The organism is Pseudomonas sp. Pseusp9 (assembly GCF_059491265.1).
Map to the genome: position 1 here is coordinate 3687036 of NZ_CP168500.1, position 17537 is coordinate 3704572.

General features: G+C 60.5%; 15 protein-coding genes. 9 read left to right on the plus strand and 6 right to left on the minus strand.

The features are described from left to right. Positions 1 to 81 precede the first annotated feature (81 nt). The 5 genes from ACEN8E_RS16455 to ACEN8E_RS16475 all read left to right on the plus strand — a co-directional run bounded on the left by ACEN8E_RS16455 (position 82) and on the right by ACEN8E_RS16475 (position 4425). The gene (locus tag ACEN8E_RS16455; protein ID WP_495589004.1) at positions 82 to 978 is read left to right on the plus strand and encodes a DMT family transporter; all 897 of its coding nucleotides are present in this window, start codon (positions 82 to 84) and stop codon (positions 976 to 978) included. A gap of 91 nt (positions 979 to 1069) precedes the next feature. Beyond that, positions 1070 to 1690 (plus strand): LysE family translocator, encoded by a 621-nt coding sequence (locus tag ACEN8E_RS16460; RefSeq protein ID WP_495589005.1) that lies wholly within the window; start codon positions 1070 to 1072, stop codon positions 1688 to 1690. 182 nt (positions 1691 to 1872) lie between these two features. Beyond that, the gene (locus ACEN8E_RS16465) at positions 1873 to 2955 is read left to right on the plus strand and encodes a bifunctional transcriptional activator/DNA repair enzyme AdaA (RefSeq protein WP_495589006.1); all 1083 of its coding nucleotides are present in this window, start codon (positions 1873 to 1875) and stop codon (positions 2953 to 2955) included. A 35-nt stretch (positions 2956 to 2990) separates the two neighbouring features. Then, positions 2991 to 3803, plus strand: a complete 813-nt coding sequence (locus ACEN8E_RS16470) for an isocitrate lyase/PEP mutase family protein (protein ID WP_495589007.1) — start codon at positions 2991 to 2993, stop codon at positions 3801 to 3803. Positions 3804 to 3807: 4 nt separating this feature from the next. Then, positions 3808 to 4425 carry a DNA-3-methyladenine glycosylase family protein gene (locus tag ACEN8E_RS16475; protein WP_495589008.1) on the plus strand — a complete coding sequence of 206 codons (618 nt, stop codon included), beginning with the start codon at positions 3808 to 3810 and terminating at the stop codon, positions 4423 to 4425. Between the two features lie 124 nt (positions 4426 to 4549). Here the strand turns inward: ACEN8E_RS16475 and ACEN8E_RS16480 are convergent, their stop codons facing one another. The 3 genes from ACEN8E_RS16480 to ACEN8E_RS16490 all read right to left on the minus strand — a co-directional run bounded on the left by ACEN8E_RS16480 (position 4550) and on the right by ACEN8E_RS16490 (position 7759). Next, on the minus strand, positions 4550 to 5647 hold the full coding sequence (locus ACEN8E_RS16480; RefSeq protein WP_495589009.1) for an extracellular solute-binding protein: 1098 nt from the start codon (positions 5645 to 5647) through the stop codon (positions 4550 to 4552). A gap of 2 nt (positions 5648 to 5649) precedes the next feature. Further along, a complete protein-coding gene (gene aguA, locus ACEN8E_RS16485; RefSeq protein WP_495589010.1) occupies positions 5650 to 6774 on the minus strand; it encodes an agmatine deiminase in 1125 nt (374 codons plus the stop codon). A 100-nt stretch (positions 6775 to 6874) separates the two neighbouring features. Further along, the gene (locus ACEN8E_RS16490; protein ID WP_008017542.1) at positions 6875 to 7759 is read right to left on the minus strand and encodes a LysR substrate-binding domain-containing protein; all 885 of its coding nucleotides are present in this window, start codon (positions 7757 to 7759) and stop codon (positions 6875 to 6877) included. Positions 7760 to 7979: 220 nt separating this feature from the next. Between ACEN8E_RS16490 and ACEN8E_RS16495 the strand changes: the two genes are divergently transcribed. Together ACEN8E_RS16495 and ACEN8E_RS16500 are read left to right on the plus strand one after the other, a co-directional pair. Continuing rightward, the gene (locus tag ACEN8E_RS16495) at positions 7980 to 8468 is read left to right on the plus strand and encodes a GFA family protein (protein ID WP_495589011.1); all 489 of its coding nucleotides are present in this window, start codon (positions 7980 to 7982) and stop codon (positions 8466 to 8468) included. A 242-nt stretch (positions 8469 to 8710) separates the two neighbouring features. Further along, positions 8711 to 10210, plus strand: coding sequence for a trypsin-like serine peptidase (locus ACEN8E_RS16500; protein WP_495589012.1), 1500 nt, complete (start codon positions 8711 to 8713; stop codon positions 10208 to 10210). Between the two features lie 68 nt (positions 10211 to 10278). Here the strand turns inward: ACEN8E_RS16500 and ACEN8E_RS16505 are convergent, their stop codons facing one another. Beyond that, positions 10279 to 10896: a MiaE family protein gene (locus ACEN8E_RS16505; protein ID WP_495589013.1), complete on the minus strand. Its 618-nt coding sequence runs from the start codon at positions 10894 to 10896 to the stop codon at positions 10279 to 10281. Between the two features lie 162 nt (positions 10897 to 11058). Between ACEN8E_RS16505 and ACEN8E_RS16510 the strand changes: the two genes are divergently transcribed. After that, entirely contained in the window at positions 11059 to 11922 is an 864-nt protein-coding gene (locus ACEN8E_RS16510; RefSeq protein ID WP_495589014.1) for a universal stress protein, read from the plus strand. Between the two features lie 94 nt (positions 11923 to 12016). On the opposite strand, the gene ACEN8E_RS16515 is transcribed toward ACEN8E_RS16510, so the two are convergent. Next, positions 12017 to 12487 carry a DUF1289 domain-containing protein gene (locus ACEN8E_RS16515; protein ID WP_495589015.1) on the minus strand — a complete coding sequence of 157 codons (471 nt, stop codon included), beginning with the start codon at positions 12485 to 12487 and terminating at the stop codon, positions 12017 to 12019. Between the two features lie 457 nt (positions 12488 to 12944). Between ACEN8E_RS16515 and acnB the strand changes: the two genes are divergently transcribed. Further along, on the plus strand, positions 12945 to 15545 hold the full coding sequence (gene acnB, locus ACEN8E_RS16520) for a bifunctional aconitate hydratase 2/2-methylisocitrate dehydratase (RefSeq protein WP_429368506.1): 2601 nt from the start codon (positions 12945 to 12947) through the stop codon (positions 15543 to 15545). 173 nt (positions 15546 to 15718) lie between these two features. Here acnB and ACEN8E_RS16525 read toward each other — a convergent pair whose 3' ends face one another. Then, positions 15719 to 17362: a SulP family inorganic anion transporter gene (locus tag ACEN8E_RS16525; RefSeq protein WP_495589016.1), complete on the minus strand. Its 1644-nt coding sequence runs from the start codon at positions 17360 to 17362 to the stop codon at positions 15719 to 15721. Positions 17363 to 17537: the final 175 nt, after the last annotated feature.

The following is a 17537-nucleotide window of genomic DNA, read 5'->3' on the forward strand; positions in this document are numbered from 1 at the left end:
GTATCCATGACAATTTTTTGATTGTATCGATAGTCGCTCATACGATGAGTTCAGTGCAATCAGACAATGAGCGTGAGCCAAATGGAACGGACCTCGAACCTGCAACACCGGACGCTGCAAAACAGCAGCAGCGGCTGGATCAATGGCCTGATCGGCGTGGTGATCTTCAGCGGCTCGCTGCCGGCGACACGGGTGGCGGTGCTGGAGTTTAATCCGGTGTTCCTCACGGTCGCCCGCGCCACCATTGCTGCGATTCTGGCGCTGTGCCTGCTGCTGCTATTCAAGGAAAAACGTCCGGCGCGCGCTCAACTGATACCGCTGATGTTCGTCGCGCTGGGTGTGGTCATCGGTTTCCCTCTGCTGACGGCGCTGGCACTGCAATACGTGACGTCAGCCCACTCCATCGTTTTCGTCGGCCTGTTGCCCCTGGCGACGGCGGTGTTTGGCGTACTGCGCGGCGGCGAGCGGCCACGGGCGGCGTTCTGGATTTTCTCGGTGCTGGGCAGCCTGCTGGTGGTCGGGTTTGCCCTGTCCCAAGGGCTGACCGCCTCCCCGCAAGGCGACATCCTGATGCTGCTGGCCATCCTCGCCTGCGGCCTGGGTTATGCCGAAGGCGCGAAGCTGTCGCGCACGCTCGGTGGCTGGCAGGTGATTTGCTGGGCGCTGGTGCTGTCGCTACCGGTCGTGGCGTTGCTCAGCTGGATGCGCATGCCGGCTACGTTCAGCGGCATCAGCACGCCGGCCTGGTTCAGCCTGGCTTACGTCTCGCTGTTCAGCATGCTGATCGGTTTCGTGTTCTGGTATCGCGGTCTGGCCCAAGGAGGCATCGCCGCAGTGGGGCAATTGCAGCTGCTGCAGCCGTTCTTCGGCCTGACCCTGGCCGCCACCCTGCTGCATGAACAGGTCAGCCTCGGCATGCTGGGTGTCACCGTCGCCGTGATCCTCTGCGTCGCCGGGGCGAAAAAATTCGCCAGATAGCCCCTTGTACGGTGGTTTACGCCTGTCACTGTATGGGTCTGGCCACCGCGTTGCTGTGATAAAAATAGCGCTCTTGCTTCAGGAGCCCACCATGGACCTCGCCACCCTCACCCTGTTTCTGCCGGCCTGCTTCGCCCTCAACATGGCACCCGGCCCCAACAACCTGCTGTCGGTCAGCAATTCGACCCGCTATGGCTACCGCACCGCCTGTGTGGCCGGCATCGGCCGGTTGCTGGCGTTTGCCGGGATGATCGCCCTCGCCTCGGCGGGGTTGGCTGTGGTGCTGCAAACCTCCGAATTGCTGTTCTATGCCATCAAGATCCTCGGCGCGGCGTACCTGTTCTACCTCGCCTGGCAATTGTGGCGCGCCGACCCTGGCGTCGAAAACGTGGTCGTCACAGCCCCCGTGGGCACCCTGGCGCTGGCCCGCCAGGAGTTCCTGGTGGCGGCCGGCAACCCCAAGGCCATCCTGATCTTCACCGCGTTCCTGCCGCAATTCGTCGACGCGACCCACGCCATTGCGCCGCAGTTCGTGGTGTTGGGCGCGCTGTTTCTGGTGCTGGAATGGATCGCCATCGGCGCCTATGCCTACATGGGCCTGCACATGCGCCGCTGGTTCGCCAGGCCGTCGGGCAAACGGATCTTCAACCGCTGCTGCGCCGGGTTGCTGTCAGCGGCGGCTTCGGTGTTGCTGATGGCGCGTCGCGCCTGAAATGCTGGAAGTCCATGTGGGAGCGAGCCTGCTCGCGAAAGCGTAGTGTCATCCAGTATCGAGGTGACTGACACACCGCATTCGCGAGCAGGCTCGCTCCCACAGGTCCAGGTCCTTCCAGTACGAAATTCGCTGTCGATTTTCCGGTGGAGGTCACCCATGACGCGATCTATGCTGCGCCCATGAACCTACAAAAAACGCTGCTGCCGCCCCGTGCCGAGATGGTTCGCGCCATGCTCGAGCGAGACACCTCCTACGAGGGGGTGTTTTTCACGGCGGTCAAGACCACTCGAATCTTCTGCCGCCCCGGTTGCACCGCCCGCAGCCCGAAGCCGGAGAATGTCGAGTTCTTTGCCAACACCGAACAATGCCTGTCGGCGGGCTATCGCGCCTGCCTGCGCTGCAAACCACTGGACAGCGCCGCCAGCGCGCCGGACTGGGTGCAGAAACTGTTCAAGTCGGTAGACGCCGCCCCGGAGCAGCGCTGGACCGACACCCAGCTACTGGCTGAAGGCGTCGAACCATTGAAGCTGCGTCGCTGGTTCAAGCAGCATTTCGGCATGACCTTTCACGCGTGGCTGCGCGCCCGGCGCCTGGGCATGGCGTTGGGTGGAATCAAACAGGGCGACTCCATCGATGACGTCGCATTCGATTCCGGCTACGAGTCCCTGAGCGGTTTCCGCGACGCCTTTCAGAAGTCTTTTCACATCACCCCGGGCCGTGCCGCCAACAGCGAGCCGCTGCTGTTCACGCGTCTGACCACGCCGCTGGGACCGATGATCGCCATGGCCGAACGGCGTGGGCTGGTGCTGCTGGAGTTTCTCGATCAGCCATCGCTCAACCCTTCGGTCGAGGTGCTGCAAAACCGTTTCGGTTATGCCGTGGCACCGGGACACAACCTGCATTTGCAACAGATCGAAGCGCAGTTGTCCGCGTATTTCGCCGGTACACTCAAGGAATTCAGCGTCGCCCTGCACATGCCCGGTAGCGAGTTCTCCCGCCGGGTCTGGGCTGAACTGCAAAAGATCCCTTACGGCCGGACCACCACCTACGGCGCCATCGCGACGACTCTGGGCAAACCCGGTGCCAGCCGAGCGGTGGGCCTGGCCAACGGGCATAACCGCTTATCGATTGTCGTGCCGTGCCACCGGGTGATCGGCGCCGACGGCTCGTTGACCGGCTACGCTGGAGGCCAGCCGCGCAAGGCGTTTCTGCTCAGGCTGGAAGACGCAGCGGTGCAGCTCACGGAGCCATTGGCGTTCTGATCCCCCCACAGAATTTTCATAAGGAAGGAAACTCGATGGACAGGCTCGACAATCATCTGCACCAACTGCATCACGATGGCTTGCTGATCCTCACCAACGTCGCCGATGCCGCCGGGGCGCGGCTGGTGGAACAACTGGGCAACAAGGTCGTGGCCACCAGCAGCGCGGCGGTGGCCTGGGTGCATGGCTACCCGGACGGCAACGCCCTGCCCCTTGAGCGTCTGGTCTCGACCGTCGAGTCGATTGCACGGGTCATTTCAGTGCCGCTGACCGTGGACATCGAAGCCGGTTACTCCGATGACCTGGAGCGGGTGGCAGAGGTGGTTGACGCCGTGATCGCCGCTGGCGCGGTCGGGATCAATATCGAGGATGGTTCCTCGCCGCCGGAGTTGCTGGTACGCAAGATAGAAACCGCGCGCCAGGTTGCCGATCGCCGTCAGGTGAACCTGTTCATCAATGCGCGCACCGATGTGTATCTGCGGGGCCTGGTGCCTGCCGAGGATCGCGTCGCCGAAACCCTCAGGCGCGCCGCGCTGTATCAGGCGGCCGGTGCCAATGGCCTGTTTGCGGCGGGCGTTACCGCGGAGTACGAGATCAAGGCGCTATGCCACGGCACCTCGCTGCCATTGAATGTGCTTGGCTTCCCGGGCCTGCCATCGCCCGAAGTGCTTGAGGCACTTGGCGTGCGCCGCCTGTCCGCCGGTTCAGGCATCGCCGAATTCCTCTACGGCGCCATGGCCGGCATCGCCAAAAGCTTTCTGCAAACCGGCAAGCTCGATACCCACGACCTGAAAGCCTTCACCTATGGCGAAGTGAACGCCCTGTTGCAACCGTCCCGGAAAGCCTGAGCCCATGTCCGACGGCTATCAGGCGGCCAGTGAGTTCCTGGCCGCCATCGATGACGACTGGCGCCGCCACATCGACGCCATCGGCCCGTGCCTGCACCAGCCGCATGCGGCGCGTGATCCGTATGAGTCGCTGGTGCGGGCGATTGCCTATCAGCAACTGCATGCCAAGGCAGGCGATGCGATTGTCGGCCGGTTGCTGGCGCTGTTCGGTTCGGGTTCGTTCCCCAGGCCTGAACAGATCGTTGCGACAGATTTCGACAGGTTGCGCAGTTGCGGGTTTTCCGCGAGCAAGATCGCGACCATTCAGGGCATCGCCCAGGCATCGTTGGACGGCGTGGTGCCGGATTACGCCACGGCGCTGGCCATGGACGATGAAGCGCTGATCGAACGCCTGATCACGTTGCGCGGCGTGGGCCGCTGGACCGTGGAGATGCTGCTGATCTACAGTCTGGAGCGGCCGGACATCCTGCCGGCCGATGACTTTGGCGTGCGTGAGGGCTACAAGCGACTCAAGGGCCTGGAGGTGCAGCCGACGCGCAAGCAGATGATCGAGATCGGGTTGCGGTGGAGCCCTTATCGGACGGTGGCCTCCTGGTATTTATGGCGGGTGCCCGGGCGGTAGACCGCGTTATCGTTTTTCGCGAGCAGGCTCGCTCCCACATTGGATCTCAGTGTTTATGAGGTCCCTTGTGGGAGCGAGCCTGCTCGCGAAGGCGTCATCACCAACAACACAAATCCAGGACCTGCTACAACCCCGACTTCAACCGACTGAACGCCCGGACCAACGCCCGGTTGAACACCTTGCCATTGTCATTCTTGCTGTACAGCGAAGCCCTGACCGCCGCCGGCGGATACGTCCCCGGATCATTACGAATCGCCGGGTCGATCAAGCCGTCCGCCGCCGTGATCGCATTGGCGTAGTGGATGGTGTCGGTGATCGGCGCAATCACCTCCGGAGTCATCAGGTAGTCCATCAGCGCAAGACGGGCCTTTGGATGCGGCGCATCCTTGGGAATGACCATGGCATCGAACCAGATCAACGTGCCTTCCTTCGGAATGCGGTATTTGAGCGAGTACGGTTTGCCCGCCGCCTCGGCCTGGCCCGCCGCAATGCCCACGTTGCCGTTCCACGACATCGCCACGCAGGTGTTGCCGTTGGCCAGGTCGCTGATGTTCAGGTCGTTGTCGAAGTAACGGATGTACGGTCGAATCTTCGCCAGTTGCTGCTCGGCCAGCTTCAGGTCGTCGAGGTTCTGGCGGTTGATGTCCAGCCCCATGTATTTCATGACCGCCGCAAACACTTCGTTGGGATCGTTGAGCAGGCTGACTCCGCAATCGGCGAATTTCGCGACCACGGCCGGATCGAACAGCATCGCCCAACTGTCTGTCGGCGCGCCGGGCAGGCGCTGTTTCACGGCCTCTTGCTGATAACCCACGCCCGTGGTGCCCCAGGCGTAGATCCCGGCATAGCGGTTGCCCGGATCGAACACCGCCATGTGCTGGCGGAACTCCTCGCCGACGCCGGCGAAATGCGGCAGTTGCTGCTTGTCGACCGTCTGCACCGCGCCACTCTCGATGGCCCGGGACAGATGCTGCCCCGCGGTCAGCACCAGGTCGTAGCCACTGCGGCCGGTGAGCAGTTTGGTCTCGACGGTTTCCAGGGAATCGAAGTGGTCGGCCACCACATGGATGCCGGTTTTTGCCTCGAAATCCTTCAAGGTGTCCGGGGCCAGGTACTCGCCCCAGATGTACAGGTTGACCACCGGTCTGGCGGTATCGGCGGCCTGCACACAAAGGGGTGCAAGCACCAGCAGTATTGCTTGAGTCAGTTTGTGCAGGCCCACGGTCACGCTCCCTTTTTGCTGGAGGTCGTGGCGGCGTACTGCGGCATGGTGATGCATGCGACGTTGCCGCCCCCGAGGAGGATTTCCCGGGAGTTTTCAATACCGACGATGCTGTGTTGCGGGAACAGCTCGGCCAGGGTCGCCAGCGCCACCTTGTCGTTGCGATCACCGAACAGCGGCACCACGATGGAACGGTTGCCGGCGTAGTAGTTGATGTACGACGCGCAGATTTTCGTCCCGGCCTGGCGGGTATGGGTGCTGTCCTGCCGGTCCAGCCCTTCGGCCTCTTCGGCTGTCCACTCCAGCACATCCGGCTGCGGCAGCTTGTGCACGATCAACTCGCGTCCACGACTGTCGCGGGTGCTGCGCAGGATGTCGTAGGCCTCCTGATAGATTTCCCACTGCGGGTCATCGCGGTTGTCGGTCCACTGCAACACCACTTCGCCTGGGCGCACGAAGCACGCGAGGTCGTCGACATGGCCATCGGTTTCGTCGAACTTGCAGCCCCGCGGCAGCCAGATGACCTGTTCGGCGCCGAGGTAATCGGTCAGGCGACGGGTCACTTCATCCTTGCCCAGATGCTGGTTGCGGTTGCGGTTGAGCAGGCATTGCTCGGTGGTGAGGATGCTGCCCTGGCCGTCGCTCTGGATGCCACCCAGTTCGGCAATCAGCGGCGCGCGATAGCGGTCGAAGCGTTCGATTTCGAGGATTTTGCCGGCGATCTGATCGTCCTTGTCCCACGGGTAGTACAGGCCGCCGTCGAGCCCGCCGTAGGCATTGAATTCGAAGTCGACGCCGCGCACTTCGCCGCTCTGATCATTGACCACAAAGCACGGGCCGCTGTCGCGGAACCAGGTGTCGTTGCAGGTCATTTCCACCACACGCACCTGCGGCGGCAACTGGCGGCGCGCGGTGGCGAACTGAGCCGCCGAGGCGCACACGGTGACCGGTTCGCTCATGGAGATCGCAGTGACGATCTGCACCCAGACTTTCTGCGCCGGCTTGGCACCGTTGCGCCAGACGTCGGTGCGCTCCGGCCAGCCGAGCCAGCAACCGGACTTGGCTTCGAATTCGCCGGGCAGACGGAAACCGTCCTGTTTGGGAGTGGTGTCGAGCAAACGTGCCATGGTCAAACCTCTTCAGCAGGGATTGGAATGACCACAGGCTAAGGGCGTTGGCGACAGGCTCGCCAACGATGATTATTTCGGAATACTTGAATTCAACTCATCAATCGAGCAACTGATCGTTGAACCATTCCAACATCTGTGCCACTGCCGGACGCTCCAGCCGCACCCGCTCGCACACCAGCGCGTATTGGCCCAGGGCGGTCATGCTCGACGTAAACGGCCGTACCAGCCGGCCGCTGAGCAAGTCTTCCTGGGCCGTCAGGTTGTCGCCCATGGCCACGCCCTGCCCTTGAGCGGCGGCTTCGAGCGCCAGCCCGGCATGGGCGAAATACAACTGACGGTCCGGGCGCTGGTCGCCGGCATGGCTGGTGAGCCACGCGGTCCAGGTCTTGCCGTCCTGGTCGTCGTGTAGCAGGCAATGGCGGGCCAGGTCCTTTGGGGTTTTCAGGGTGCCCTGGTTGAACAGGCCGGGGCTGCACACCGGGAAGAACTGCAACGCCGGCAGCGGCCTGACGAAATACGCGGTGCTGTCCACCGGGCCGGTGCCGTAGGTGATCGCCAGGTCGATGTCTTCCCCGGGCGCCGTGGCGTCGATCGGTTGTTCGTACAGATGCAGGGTGATGTGCGGATAGCGCGCGTAAAAATCCGTGAGACGACTCATCAGCCACTTTTGCGCCAGTTCGGCGGTGACCGCCAGGCGCAATACCGCCAATGACGAGGGATCGCGCAGTTCATCGCAGGCATCGCCAATCAATTCGAAGGCCTGTTGCAGGCTTTGCATCAGGCGCCCGGCGGCCAGGGTCGGACGAATCTGCCGGCCTTCGCGCACGAACAGCGACACGCCCAATTGTTCTTCCAACTGACGAATCTGGTGGCTGACCGCGCTGTCGGTGACGCACAACTCCGCCGCCGCCCGGCCGAAATGGGCGTGGCGGGCGGCGCATTCGAAAGTTCTGAGGGCTGCCAGGGAGGGTAGTCGTCGCATCAGGTCGTGTCCTGGTTTCGAGGGGCACATGCTGACTTGTGCCGTTAGTGTGCGTCCAGTGGCACCGTGTCATCGTTCTTCGCGAGCAGGCTCGCTCCCACAGGGGATTTGTGCACATCGCAGATCGACTGTGGGAGCGAGCCTGCTCGCGAAGGCGTCGGCACTCCCGACTCTTGTCTTCTAGGCTAATACCGGATCCCCCAAGCCACCGGAGACCACCATGCACCTCGAAGGCTCCTGCCACTGCGGCGCGGTGTCGTTCAGTTTGACCTGCGCCCACCCCTACCCTTACCAGCGTTGCTACTGCTCGATCTGCCGCAAGACCCAGGGCGGTGGCGGTTATGCGATCAACCTCGGCGGCGATGCCGCCAGCCTCAAGGTACGCGGGCGCAAGCACATCGCGATCTACCACGCGCGACTCAAGGAGCAAGGCGAAAAACGCGCCCACAGCAGCACCGCCGAGCGGCATTTCTGCTCGGTGTGCGGCTCGGGTTTATGGTTGTTCAGCCACGAATGGCCCGAGTTGATTCACCCTTTCGCTTCGGCCATCGACACGCCACTGCCGGTGCCGCCGGAACACACACACCTGATGCTCGGCTCAAAAGCGCCGTGGGTGGAAGTTCGGGCGCAGCCTGGGGATCAACAGTTCGAGTTGTACCCCGAAGAGTCCATTGCGCAATGGCATGAACGCCTGGGTTTGAGTCGCTAGGCGCTAGCGCGAACAAGACGAATCGTCGCAATGGCGTGCGCAAAAACAGCTATTCCCGTCCAGGTATGCCCACATCACTCGTGCACCGGCAAGCCCTTTGAAATAGACGGATACCGTTTATTTCATGGGTAATCGCCCAACAACTTGCCGATGCCGGACGAAACTTTTACCTTCCAATCTGCGGCATGTTTTTTTACAAACTTAATTAGTTTTACGACCTCAAACACAACCAAGGAATGGTTATGAGAAAAAACTACCTGGCAACTTCATACCTATTGGCAAGCACGCTGCTTTTATCTGCCAACATACATGCATCAGATCTAGGCGAAGGACTGGCCAATGAATCAGACGCAATTTTACTAAAAAACGGGAACAACAATTACACGCACTGGAATGGCATCGGAAAAATTTATTGGAACAACAGCCCGGTCTGCACGACCAGCCTGCTGGATACGCGCGACAAACACAACAAGGCAATCGGGCCGGCGTATGTGCTTACCGCTGCGCATTGTGTGCCCGGCGTTACCATTCAACCGACCGATACGCAGACAAAAAAAACCGTGAAGTTCAATTACTTCAACGACACATCGGACGCCTACAAAACCTTCGCGATTAAAGAAACCGTCTGGAAGGATTTCCATCATGCCGATCTGGCAATCATGGAGCTGGAGGTCACTCTTGCTACTTTGCTTGAAGCTGGAATTACGCCGCTCAAACTCACCTCCGAAGGGTCAACGCCTTCCGTCGACGTGCTGGTGGTCAGCGCTCCAGGGCTGCCGGAGTCAGGCTTGCGTTTAGCGGCCTGTGCCCAGGAGCCAACCGCAGCCACCCTCGTCGAAGGCATACAAGCCTTTCTCACGACCTATAAAAACCGTTGCCGGGATATTCGCGGCGGTTCTTCCGGGGGGCCTGTATTGGATCGAAAAACCGGGCAAATCCTCAGCGTCATGTCGACAAGCACCTACAGTGCGACAATTGTCGAAAAATGCTTTTCGAACGCTCCTTGCGAAGTGAAAAACGGGCAACCCGAATGGTCGACCGACACCCATTATTCCCACCCGATTGCCCAATTGAACAGCTGTTTCAGCGCGGGGTTATTTACCAACGTAGCAAATGCCTGCACGTCCATCAATTCATTCAAAGTAATGAATTTAAAGTATTGGCCCACTCAATATGTGGCCATGCCTGAGGATACAAACAGCCCGGCACCAGTGATCAATGTACAGTTCTCCCTCGACACTTCATTCTATCGATTCAAGGTTGTTCGGGATGTGCTCGACTGTCGATCTCCCCACCATTACAGCGCAACTATCGAGGCAATGGATGCAACCATCAACGCCCCGATGAGCAGAGAGCCTGGTATGCACTACCTGTGCGTAATCGGTGTCGACTCTGCCGAACACAAACCCAGCGTGGAACTGATGAAAAGTGCCTGGATCACTCCCGTGCAACTTATTGAAAGAATCCCCGTCCAGATGCCGGAGCCAACTATCAAATTGAGTGCCAAGTGGAATTACAATGTCAAGTGGCGCTATCTGAGACCAACGCACATCGGCACGATTTATTATGCGGGTCCCGCCAAGGACACTGACTGCAACAGGGTTGCAAAGCGTGATTACAAGATTACTTTTGAACCCGTGGACTTTGTAGCCGAACAACTGCCGTTGATGCTATGCAGTCGAAACATTGACCTGAGTCTGCGCTCCTCGGATGTACGCAGCGACTTGCTCGCATTGCCTTGATCCACAGCACTGATTGCTCATGAGCCCCGTCAGCCGACCCCGGGCTAACGGGGTTCATGCGAAGTGAATCAGGCGACAGGCGCATTCTGCGGTACGCCACTGTGGAAGCGGAACTCCACGTCTGGCGACTCAATCAACTCCTGCTCGGCGGCACGGACCTTGTCGATCACCTGGGCAATATCCTTGGCGTCGCCGTACTGATAGGCCAGTCTCAGGTACCCCTGGAAATGCCGGGCCTCGCTCTTGAGCAGACCGAAATAGAACTTGCCCAGTTCTTCGTCCAGATGCGGCACCAGCGCTTCGAAACGCTCGCAACTGCGGGCTTCGATGAAGGCGCCAACCACCAGGGTATCCACCAGCTTCACCGGCTCGTGACTGCGTACCACCTTGCGCAGCCCCGACGCGTAGCGCCCGGCGGACAGCTGGCGCAACGCGATCTTGCGGCGCTTCATCAGGCGCATGACCTGTTCGTGGTGCACCAGCTCTTCCCGGGCCAGGCGCGACATCATGTTGATCAGGTCGACGTGGGAGTGATACTTGGCGATCAGGCTGAGCGCCGTGCTGGCGGCCTTGAATTCGCAGTTCTTGTGGTCGATCAGCAGGGTTTCCTGATCGGCCAGCGCGGCTTGAACCCAGCCGTCGGGGGTGCGGCAGCCAAGGAACTCGTGAATTTCGGGAAGGATCATGGGGCTCACGGAAAAATAGGTTCAAAACGAAGGGCGCCGATTATACCGGCCTGCCCGCAGACCACCAGTCGCCAACCATTGATATGCATCAAGTCCCCGAATCGCAAGCAGCAACTATAGTTGTGCAACGCCGTGCTTTTTCATTTTCAGGAGATCCCGATCATGCAAGCCGTACGCAGCATTCTGGTGGTCATCGACCCCGAACACTCCGAAAGCCTGGCGCTCAAACGGGCCAAGTTGATTGCAGGCGTGACCCAGGCGCATCTGCATCTGCTGGTGTGCGACCCCAAGCATGATCACAGTGGCATGTTGGGTGTGCTCAAGGCCGCTTTACTGGCAGACGGTTACAGCGTCACCACTGAACAGGCCTGGAATCATAGCCTGCATCAAACCATCGTCGATGTGCAGCAGGCCGAAGGCTGCGGACTGGTGGTGAAGCAGCACTTTCCCGACAGCGCACTGAAAAAGGCACTGCTGACACCCGAGGACTGGAAACTGCTGCGCCAATGCCCCTCCCCCGTACTGCTGGTGAAAACCGTCGGTTCGTGGAAGGACAAGGTGATTCTGGCCGCTGTCGACGTGGGAAATGCCGACGGCGAGCACCGTCATCTGCACACCACCATCATCGACCATGGCTACGACATTGCGAGTCTGGCCAAGGGGCATCTGCACGTGATTGCCGCCCATCCGTCACCGATGCTGTCGTCGGCCGACCCGACGTTTCAACTCAGTGAAACCATCCAGGCGCGCTACCGCGAGCAATGCAAGTCGTTCCAGGCTGAATTCGACATCGACGATGAGCACCTGCACATAGAGGAAGGCCCGGCGGATGTGCTGATTCCGTTCATGGTGCACAAACTGCAGGCGGCGGTGACGGTGATCGGCACCGTGGCCCGCAGCGGTTTGTCCGGGACCCTGATCGGCAATACCGCGGAAGTGGTGCTGGATGCAGTCGAGAGCGATGTGCTGGTGCTCAAGCCGCAGGAAATCGAGGACCATCTAGAGGAGATTGCCAGCAAGCATTGAGATTCGTAGCGCCTGTCAGGGCGCCTTCGCGAGCAGGCTCGCTCCCACAAGGGAATGCATTTCAATTGTGGGAGCGAGCCTGCTCGCGATGCTCTCAGCCACCAAATGCGTCCTTCAGGAACCCCGGCGCAATGTAGCGCTGGTAATGGGCCTCGGAGAGCAGGAAAAATTCCCGATCGATGGCATCGCGCAATTCCGGCAGGTTCCAGTCGCGAAACTCCGGCAGCAACACCATCCCGTAGGCTTCCAGATTATTGATCACCCGCGCACCCCGCGCGATCAACTGGTAGGCCCAGCAATATTCCGACTGATGGGGCACAAAACGGATCTTGCGTTGCTCCAGCTGCTTTCTCAGCAGTGCCGGGTCGAAAATTTCCACCTTGGCGGCCATAACCTGCGACAGCAACTGCTCAAGACGCAGCCATACCGCGCGCTTCTCCTCCTCGTTGTAACCGTTCCAGTGGATCACTTCGTGATGGAAACGCTTGCAGCCACGGCATACCAGGTCACCGTAAACAGTGGAGCAGAGGCCAACGCAAGGTGTCTTGATGGTCTGATTGGGCATAGATAGGCAAAACGCAAAAAAGCAAAACAGGCCGGCATGTTAGCCCTTTGTCCGCCATTGATCACCCCTCAAAGTTCAGGGCCTTGGGTGAATCGGGGTTTACCGGCCGCCTCCACCAAAGTCCAATAACACCTGACTTACCTTTAATTTTTTTTTGCCGTAGAATCAGCCTGCCTTTTTAGGCGCCAATGTCCGTTAGAAGCTGTTTTCAAAGCGTCACGAGCACAGTCGTTCCTTCAGAGCGGTGTTGGCGAAGGGTTTTTCCAGCGGGGAAAAATCCAGCGCCAACCCTCATCAGCTCCCGTTCTGCAGGCGTAAAACTTTGAAAGCAGCTTCTGTAAGGAATTGTCGGTAATTCTGGCTAAGTGGCTCACAACGCCATGCAGCGCATGAGTACGGCAATTTCGGGATGAGCGTCCCGGACACCCATTTGGGACCACTGATGAGGGTAATAACTGTGCTTGAAGCCTACCGCAAACATATCGAAGAGCGCGCAGCACTGGGTATCGTTCCCCAGCCGCTAAACGCCGAACAAACTGCAGGCCTGGTCGAGCTGCTGAAAAATCCCCCGGCTGGCGAAGAAGCATTCCTCGTTGACCTGATCACCAATCGCGTTCCGCCAGGCGTGGACGAAGCAGCCTATGTCAAGGCCGGCTTCCTGTCCGCCATCGCCAAGGGCGAAGCCAAATCCCCCCTGATCGACAAGAAGCGCGCTGTTGAACTGCTCGGCACCATGCAGGGCGGCTACAACATCGTGACTCTGGTAAACCTGCTGGACGACGCCGAACTGGCACCAGTAGCTGCCGAAGAACTCAAGCACACCCTGCTGATGTTCGATGCCTTCCACGACGTCGCTGAAAAAGCCAAGAAAGGTAACGTTCACGCCAAAGGCGTGCTGCAATCCTGGGCTGACGGCGAGTGGTTCGTGAAGCGCCCGACCCTGGCCGACAAGATCAGCCTGCGCGTGTTCAAGGTCACCGGCGAAACCAACACCGACGACCTGTCCCCTGCTCCAGATGCCTGGTCCCGTCCGGACATCCCGCTGCACGCCCTGGCCATGCTGAAAATGGCTCGCGACGGCATCGTGCCGGACGAGCAAGGCGTCACCGGTCCGATGAAGCAGATCGAAGAAATGCGCAACGCCGGCTTCCCGATCGCCTACGTCGGCGACGTGGTCGGTACCGGTTCTTCGCGTAAATCGGCGACCAACTCGGTACTGTGGTTCTTCGGCGACGACGTTCCTTACGTGCCGAACAAGCGTGCCGGCGGTTTCTGCTTCGGCAGCAAGATCGCTCCGATCTTCTACAACACCATGGAAGATGCCGGCGCACTGCCAATCGAATTCGACGTTTCCAACATGCACATGGGCGACGTGATCGACCTGTACCCGCATGCTGGCAAAGTCTGCAAGCACGGCACCGACGAAGTCCTGACCACCTTCGAAATGAAGACCCCGGTCCTGCTCGACGAAGTGCGCGCTGGCGGCCGTATTCCGCTGATCATCGGCCGTGGCCTGACCGAGAAGGCTCGTGCCGAGCTGGGTCTGCCACCTTCGACCCTGTTCAAGAAGCCTGAAGCACCGGCTGAAAGCACCAAGGGTTTCACCCTGGCGCAGAAAATGGTCGGCAAGGCTTGCGGCGTGACCGGCGTTCGTCCGGGCACCTACTGCGAACCGAAGATGACCACCGTGGGTTCCCAGGACACCACCGGTCCAATGACCCGTGACGAACTGAAAGACCTGGCGTGCCTGGGCTTCTCGACCGACCTGGTGATGCAGTCCTTCTGCCACACCGCGGCTTATCCAAAGCCGATCGACGTGACCACCCACCACACCCTGCCTGACTTCATCATGACCCGCGGCGGCGTTTCCCTGCGTCCGGGCGACGGCATCATCCACTCGTGGCTGAACCGCATGCTGCTGCCGGACACCGTCGGTACCGGTGGTGACTCGCACACCCGTTTCCCGATCGGCATTTCGTTCCCGGCCGGTTCCGGCCTGGTCGCGTTCGCCGCTGCCACCGGCGTCATGCCGCTGGACATGCCTGAGTCGATCCTGGTTCGCTTCAAAGGAGAACTGCAGCCAGGCGTCACCCTGCGTGACCTGGTTCATGCCATTCCTTACTACGCGATCCAGAAAGGCCTGTTGACCGTAGAGAAGAAAGGCAAGAAGAACGCCTTCTCCGGTCGCATCCTGGAGATCGAAGGTCTGCCAAAACTGACCGTCGAGCAAGCGTTCGAACTGTCCGACGCCTCGGCCGAACGTTCGGCTGCCGGTTGCACCATCCAGCTGTCCAAAGAGTCGATCGCCGAGTACCTGCAATCGAACATCACCCTGCTGCGCTGGATGATCGGCGAAGGCTACGGCGATGCGCGTACCCTGGAACGTCGCGCTCAAGCGATGGAAGCCTGGCTGGCCAACCCTGAGCTGCTGGAAGCGGACAAAGACGCCGAATACGCCGAAGTCATCGAGATCGACCTGGCCGACATCAAGGAGCCTGTGCTCTGCGCGCCGAACGACCCGGATGACGCTCGCCTGCTCTCCAGCGTTGCTGGCGAGAAGATCGACGAAGTGTTCATCGGTTCGTGCATGACCAACATCGGTCACTTCCGTGCCGCCGGCAAGTTGCTGGAACAGGTCAAGGGTCAGCTGCCAACCCGTCTGTGGCTGTCGCCGCCGACCAAGATGGACGCTCACCAGCTGACCGAAGAAGGCTACTACGGCATCTACGGCAAGGCCGGCGCGCGCATGGAAATGCCAGGTTGCTCGCTGTGCATGGGTAACCAGGCACGTGTAGAAGCCAACTCCACCGTGGTGTCGACGTCGACCCGTAACTTCCCGAACCGTCTGGGTGACGGCGCGAACGTCTACCTGGCTTCGGCCGAGCTGGCGTCCGTGGCCTCCATCCTGGGTCGCCTGCCGACCGTCGAGGAGTACATGGAATACGCTGGCAAGATCGACAGCATGGCGGCCGATGTCTACCGCTACCTGTCCTTCGACCAGATCGCCGAGTTCCGTGAAGCTGCTGCGAACGCCAACATTCCGGTCGTTCAAGCCTAACGTTGCAACGCAATGAAAAACGCCGCCCATCGTGAGATGGGCGGCGTTTTTTATGCCTGCAATTTGAACAATACCCCCTGTGGGAGCGAGCCTGCTCGCGAAAGCGTCAGTACATTCAACATTGATGCTGGCTGACCCACCGCCTTCGCGAGCAGGCTCGCTCCCACATAGGGTCATGCATTCAACTGGAGGGCCTGCTGCACCGCCCCATCCACACTCAAACCACTCAGAATCACACCGCTGGATTGCACCTGCGCCAACGCCGTTTGTGCGTCGTCCTTCAGACGCGCCAGAATCAGGCGCTTGCCCTCCTGGTGCACCCGCACGAAAAACGCCTGCAACGCCTCGATGCTGGTGCCATCCAGGTCAGGAGACTCCTCAAGACTGAGAATCACGGAATGAACGGGCTCCTGTGAGTGCCGGATCAGACGCAAGGCGCCGCCAAGAATCCGTTCGACGTTGGCAAAGAACAACGCCTCACCCGGCCGGACAATCAACACGCCTGGCACGGCTTGCGCCGCTGGATGGCGTTGCAGGTCGACAAAGTCGTGACCGCCACCGATGCGCCCCAGAATCTGGATATCCGCCGCCGACATCTGCTTGAGCATCAGCAACACACTGATCGCAACAGCCACCAGCAAGCCGTCCAGCACCCCCAGCACCAACACCGCCCCCACGGCGCAGATCACCAGCAGACGGTCACGGCGCCAGATGAAATACCGTCCCAGCGGCTGCAGGCTCAGGCCGCGTCCCAGGGCATGGATGACGATAGCGGCGAGGATCGGCTCCGGGGTCAGGGCAATGTAGGGCAGCACCGTCAGGACAATGACCAGCACCACCAGCGCCGCTACGATACCGGCCAGGCGCGAAGTGGCACCCGCCGCTTCATTGGCCGACGTGGCCGAATACCCCGCACCAGCCGGCATGCCGTGGAACAGACCGGACAACAGGTTGCTAGCCCCCAGCGCCAGCAGGTCGCGGTTGGAGGTGACACGATCCCCATGCTTGAGCGCATAGGCACTGATCGAGCCATAAGATTCCGCATACAGAATCATCACCATGGCGAACGCCAATTCACCCAGACGCAGCCAGTCGGCAAACGGCAGTACCGGCAGCTTCGGCACTTCCAGGCTCAGGTCGATCACGCCGATCAGCTTCACGTCATAAGCCGGCAGGTCCAGCCACTGCCCCGCCGCAACGCCAATGACCACCACCAACAAACCACCCGGCAGGCGTCGAAACCGTGCGAACAGCCATAACAAGGTCAATGCCACGGCGCCGACGCCAGCCGCCGCCCAGTTCCACTGCGGCAATTGCTCCAGCAGCTGCGGCAGAAAGCGCACCAGGTTGGCATCGGTCAAATGCACACCGACCACGCTGGCGACCTGCTTGAGAATGATGGTCAGCGCCAGTCCAAAGGCAAAACCGCGCAGCACCGGCTTGGCGATGAACGACGTCACGCTGCCGAGCTTGAACAGCCCGGCCAACAGAAAAAACACCCCGGTCACCAGCACCAGGCCGAAGGCCAGGGTCGAGCGCAGTTGCGGGTCGCCATTGGCCAGGGTGGCGGTCGCCGCGGCCAGCACGGCGGCGGAAGATGAGGTGGCCGAGACAATCGCGAAGCGGCTTGTGCCGAACAGGCCATAACACAGCAACCCGGCAAACAAGGCGATCACCCCGGCCTGGGGCGCCAGTGCGGCGATGCCTGAATAAGCAACCGCCTCGGGCAGCAGCAGACCGGCAATCGACAAACCGGCGAGCAGGTCCTGCCAGCGATTGGATGGTTCAACGGGGTTGGGCGGTAAGGCGCTCGACAATCCGGTGTCTCCAGGCGAAAAAAACCCGCTGCGCATGTGATACGCACAGCCGCCACTGTAGCTCAAAAGCAAAAGATCGCCGCCTGTGGCGAAGCTGAAGTGAACGCGTTCCCTTGTAGGAGCGAGCCTGCTCGCGAAAAATGCCAGGGCAACACGGGCACCCAGACACCCCGCG

Coding starts and splice junctions, on each gene's coding strand:
- ACEN8E_RS16460 (WP_495589005.1), top strand. CDS start 1,070: ATGGACCTCGCCACCCTCACCCTGTTTCTGCCGGCCTGCTTCGCCCTC.
- ACEN8E_RS16505 (WP_495589013.1), bottom strand. CDS start 10,896: ATGATCCTTCCCGAAATTCACGAGTTCCTTGGCTGCCGCACCCCCGAC.
- ACEN8E_RS16470 (WP_495589007.1), top strand. CDS start 2,991: ATGGACAGGCTCGACAATCATCTGCACCAACTGCATCACGATGGCTTG.
- ACEN8E_RS16500 (WP_495589012.1), top strand. CDS start 8,711: ATGAGAAAAAACTACCTGGCAACTTCATACCTATTGGCAAGCACGCTG.
- ACEN8E_RS16475 (WP_495589008.1), top strand. CDS start 3,808: ATGTCCGACGGCTATCAGGCGGCCAGTGAGTTCCTGGCCGCCATCGAT.
- ACEN8E_RS16490 (WP_008017542.1), bottom strand. CDS start 7,759: ATGCGACGACTACCCTCCCTGGCAGCCCTCAGAACTTTCGAATGCGCC.
- ACEN8E_RS16465 (WP_495589006.1), top strand. CDS start 1,873: ATGAACCTACAAAAAACGCTGCTGCCGCCCCGTGCCGAGATGGTTCGC.
- ACEN8E_RS16515 (WP_495589015.1), bottom strand. CDS start 12,487: ATGCCCAATCAGACCATCAAGACACCTTGCGTTGGCCTCTGCTCCACT.
- ACEN8E_RS16495 (WP_495589011.1), top strand. CDS start 7,980: ATGCACCTCGAAGGCTCCTGCCACTGCGGCGCGGTGTCGTTCAGTTTG.
- ACEN8E_RS16510 (WP_495589014.1), top strand. CDS start 11,059: ATGCAAGCCGTACGCAGCATTCTGGTGGTCATCGACCCCGAACACTCC.
- aguA (WP_495589010.1), bottom strand. CDS start 6,774: ATGGCACGTTTGCTCGACACCACTCCCAAACAGGACGGTTTCCGTCTG.
- ACEN8E_RS16455 (WP_495589004.1), top strand. CDS start 82: ATGGAACGGACCTCGAACCTGCAACACCGGACGCTGCAAAACAGCAGC.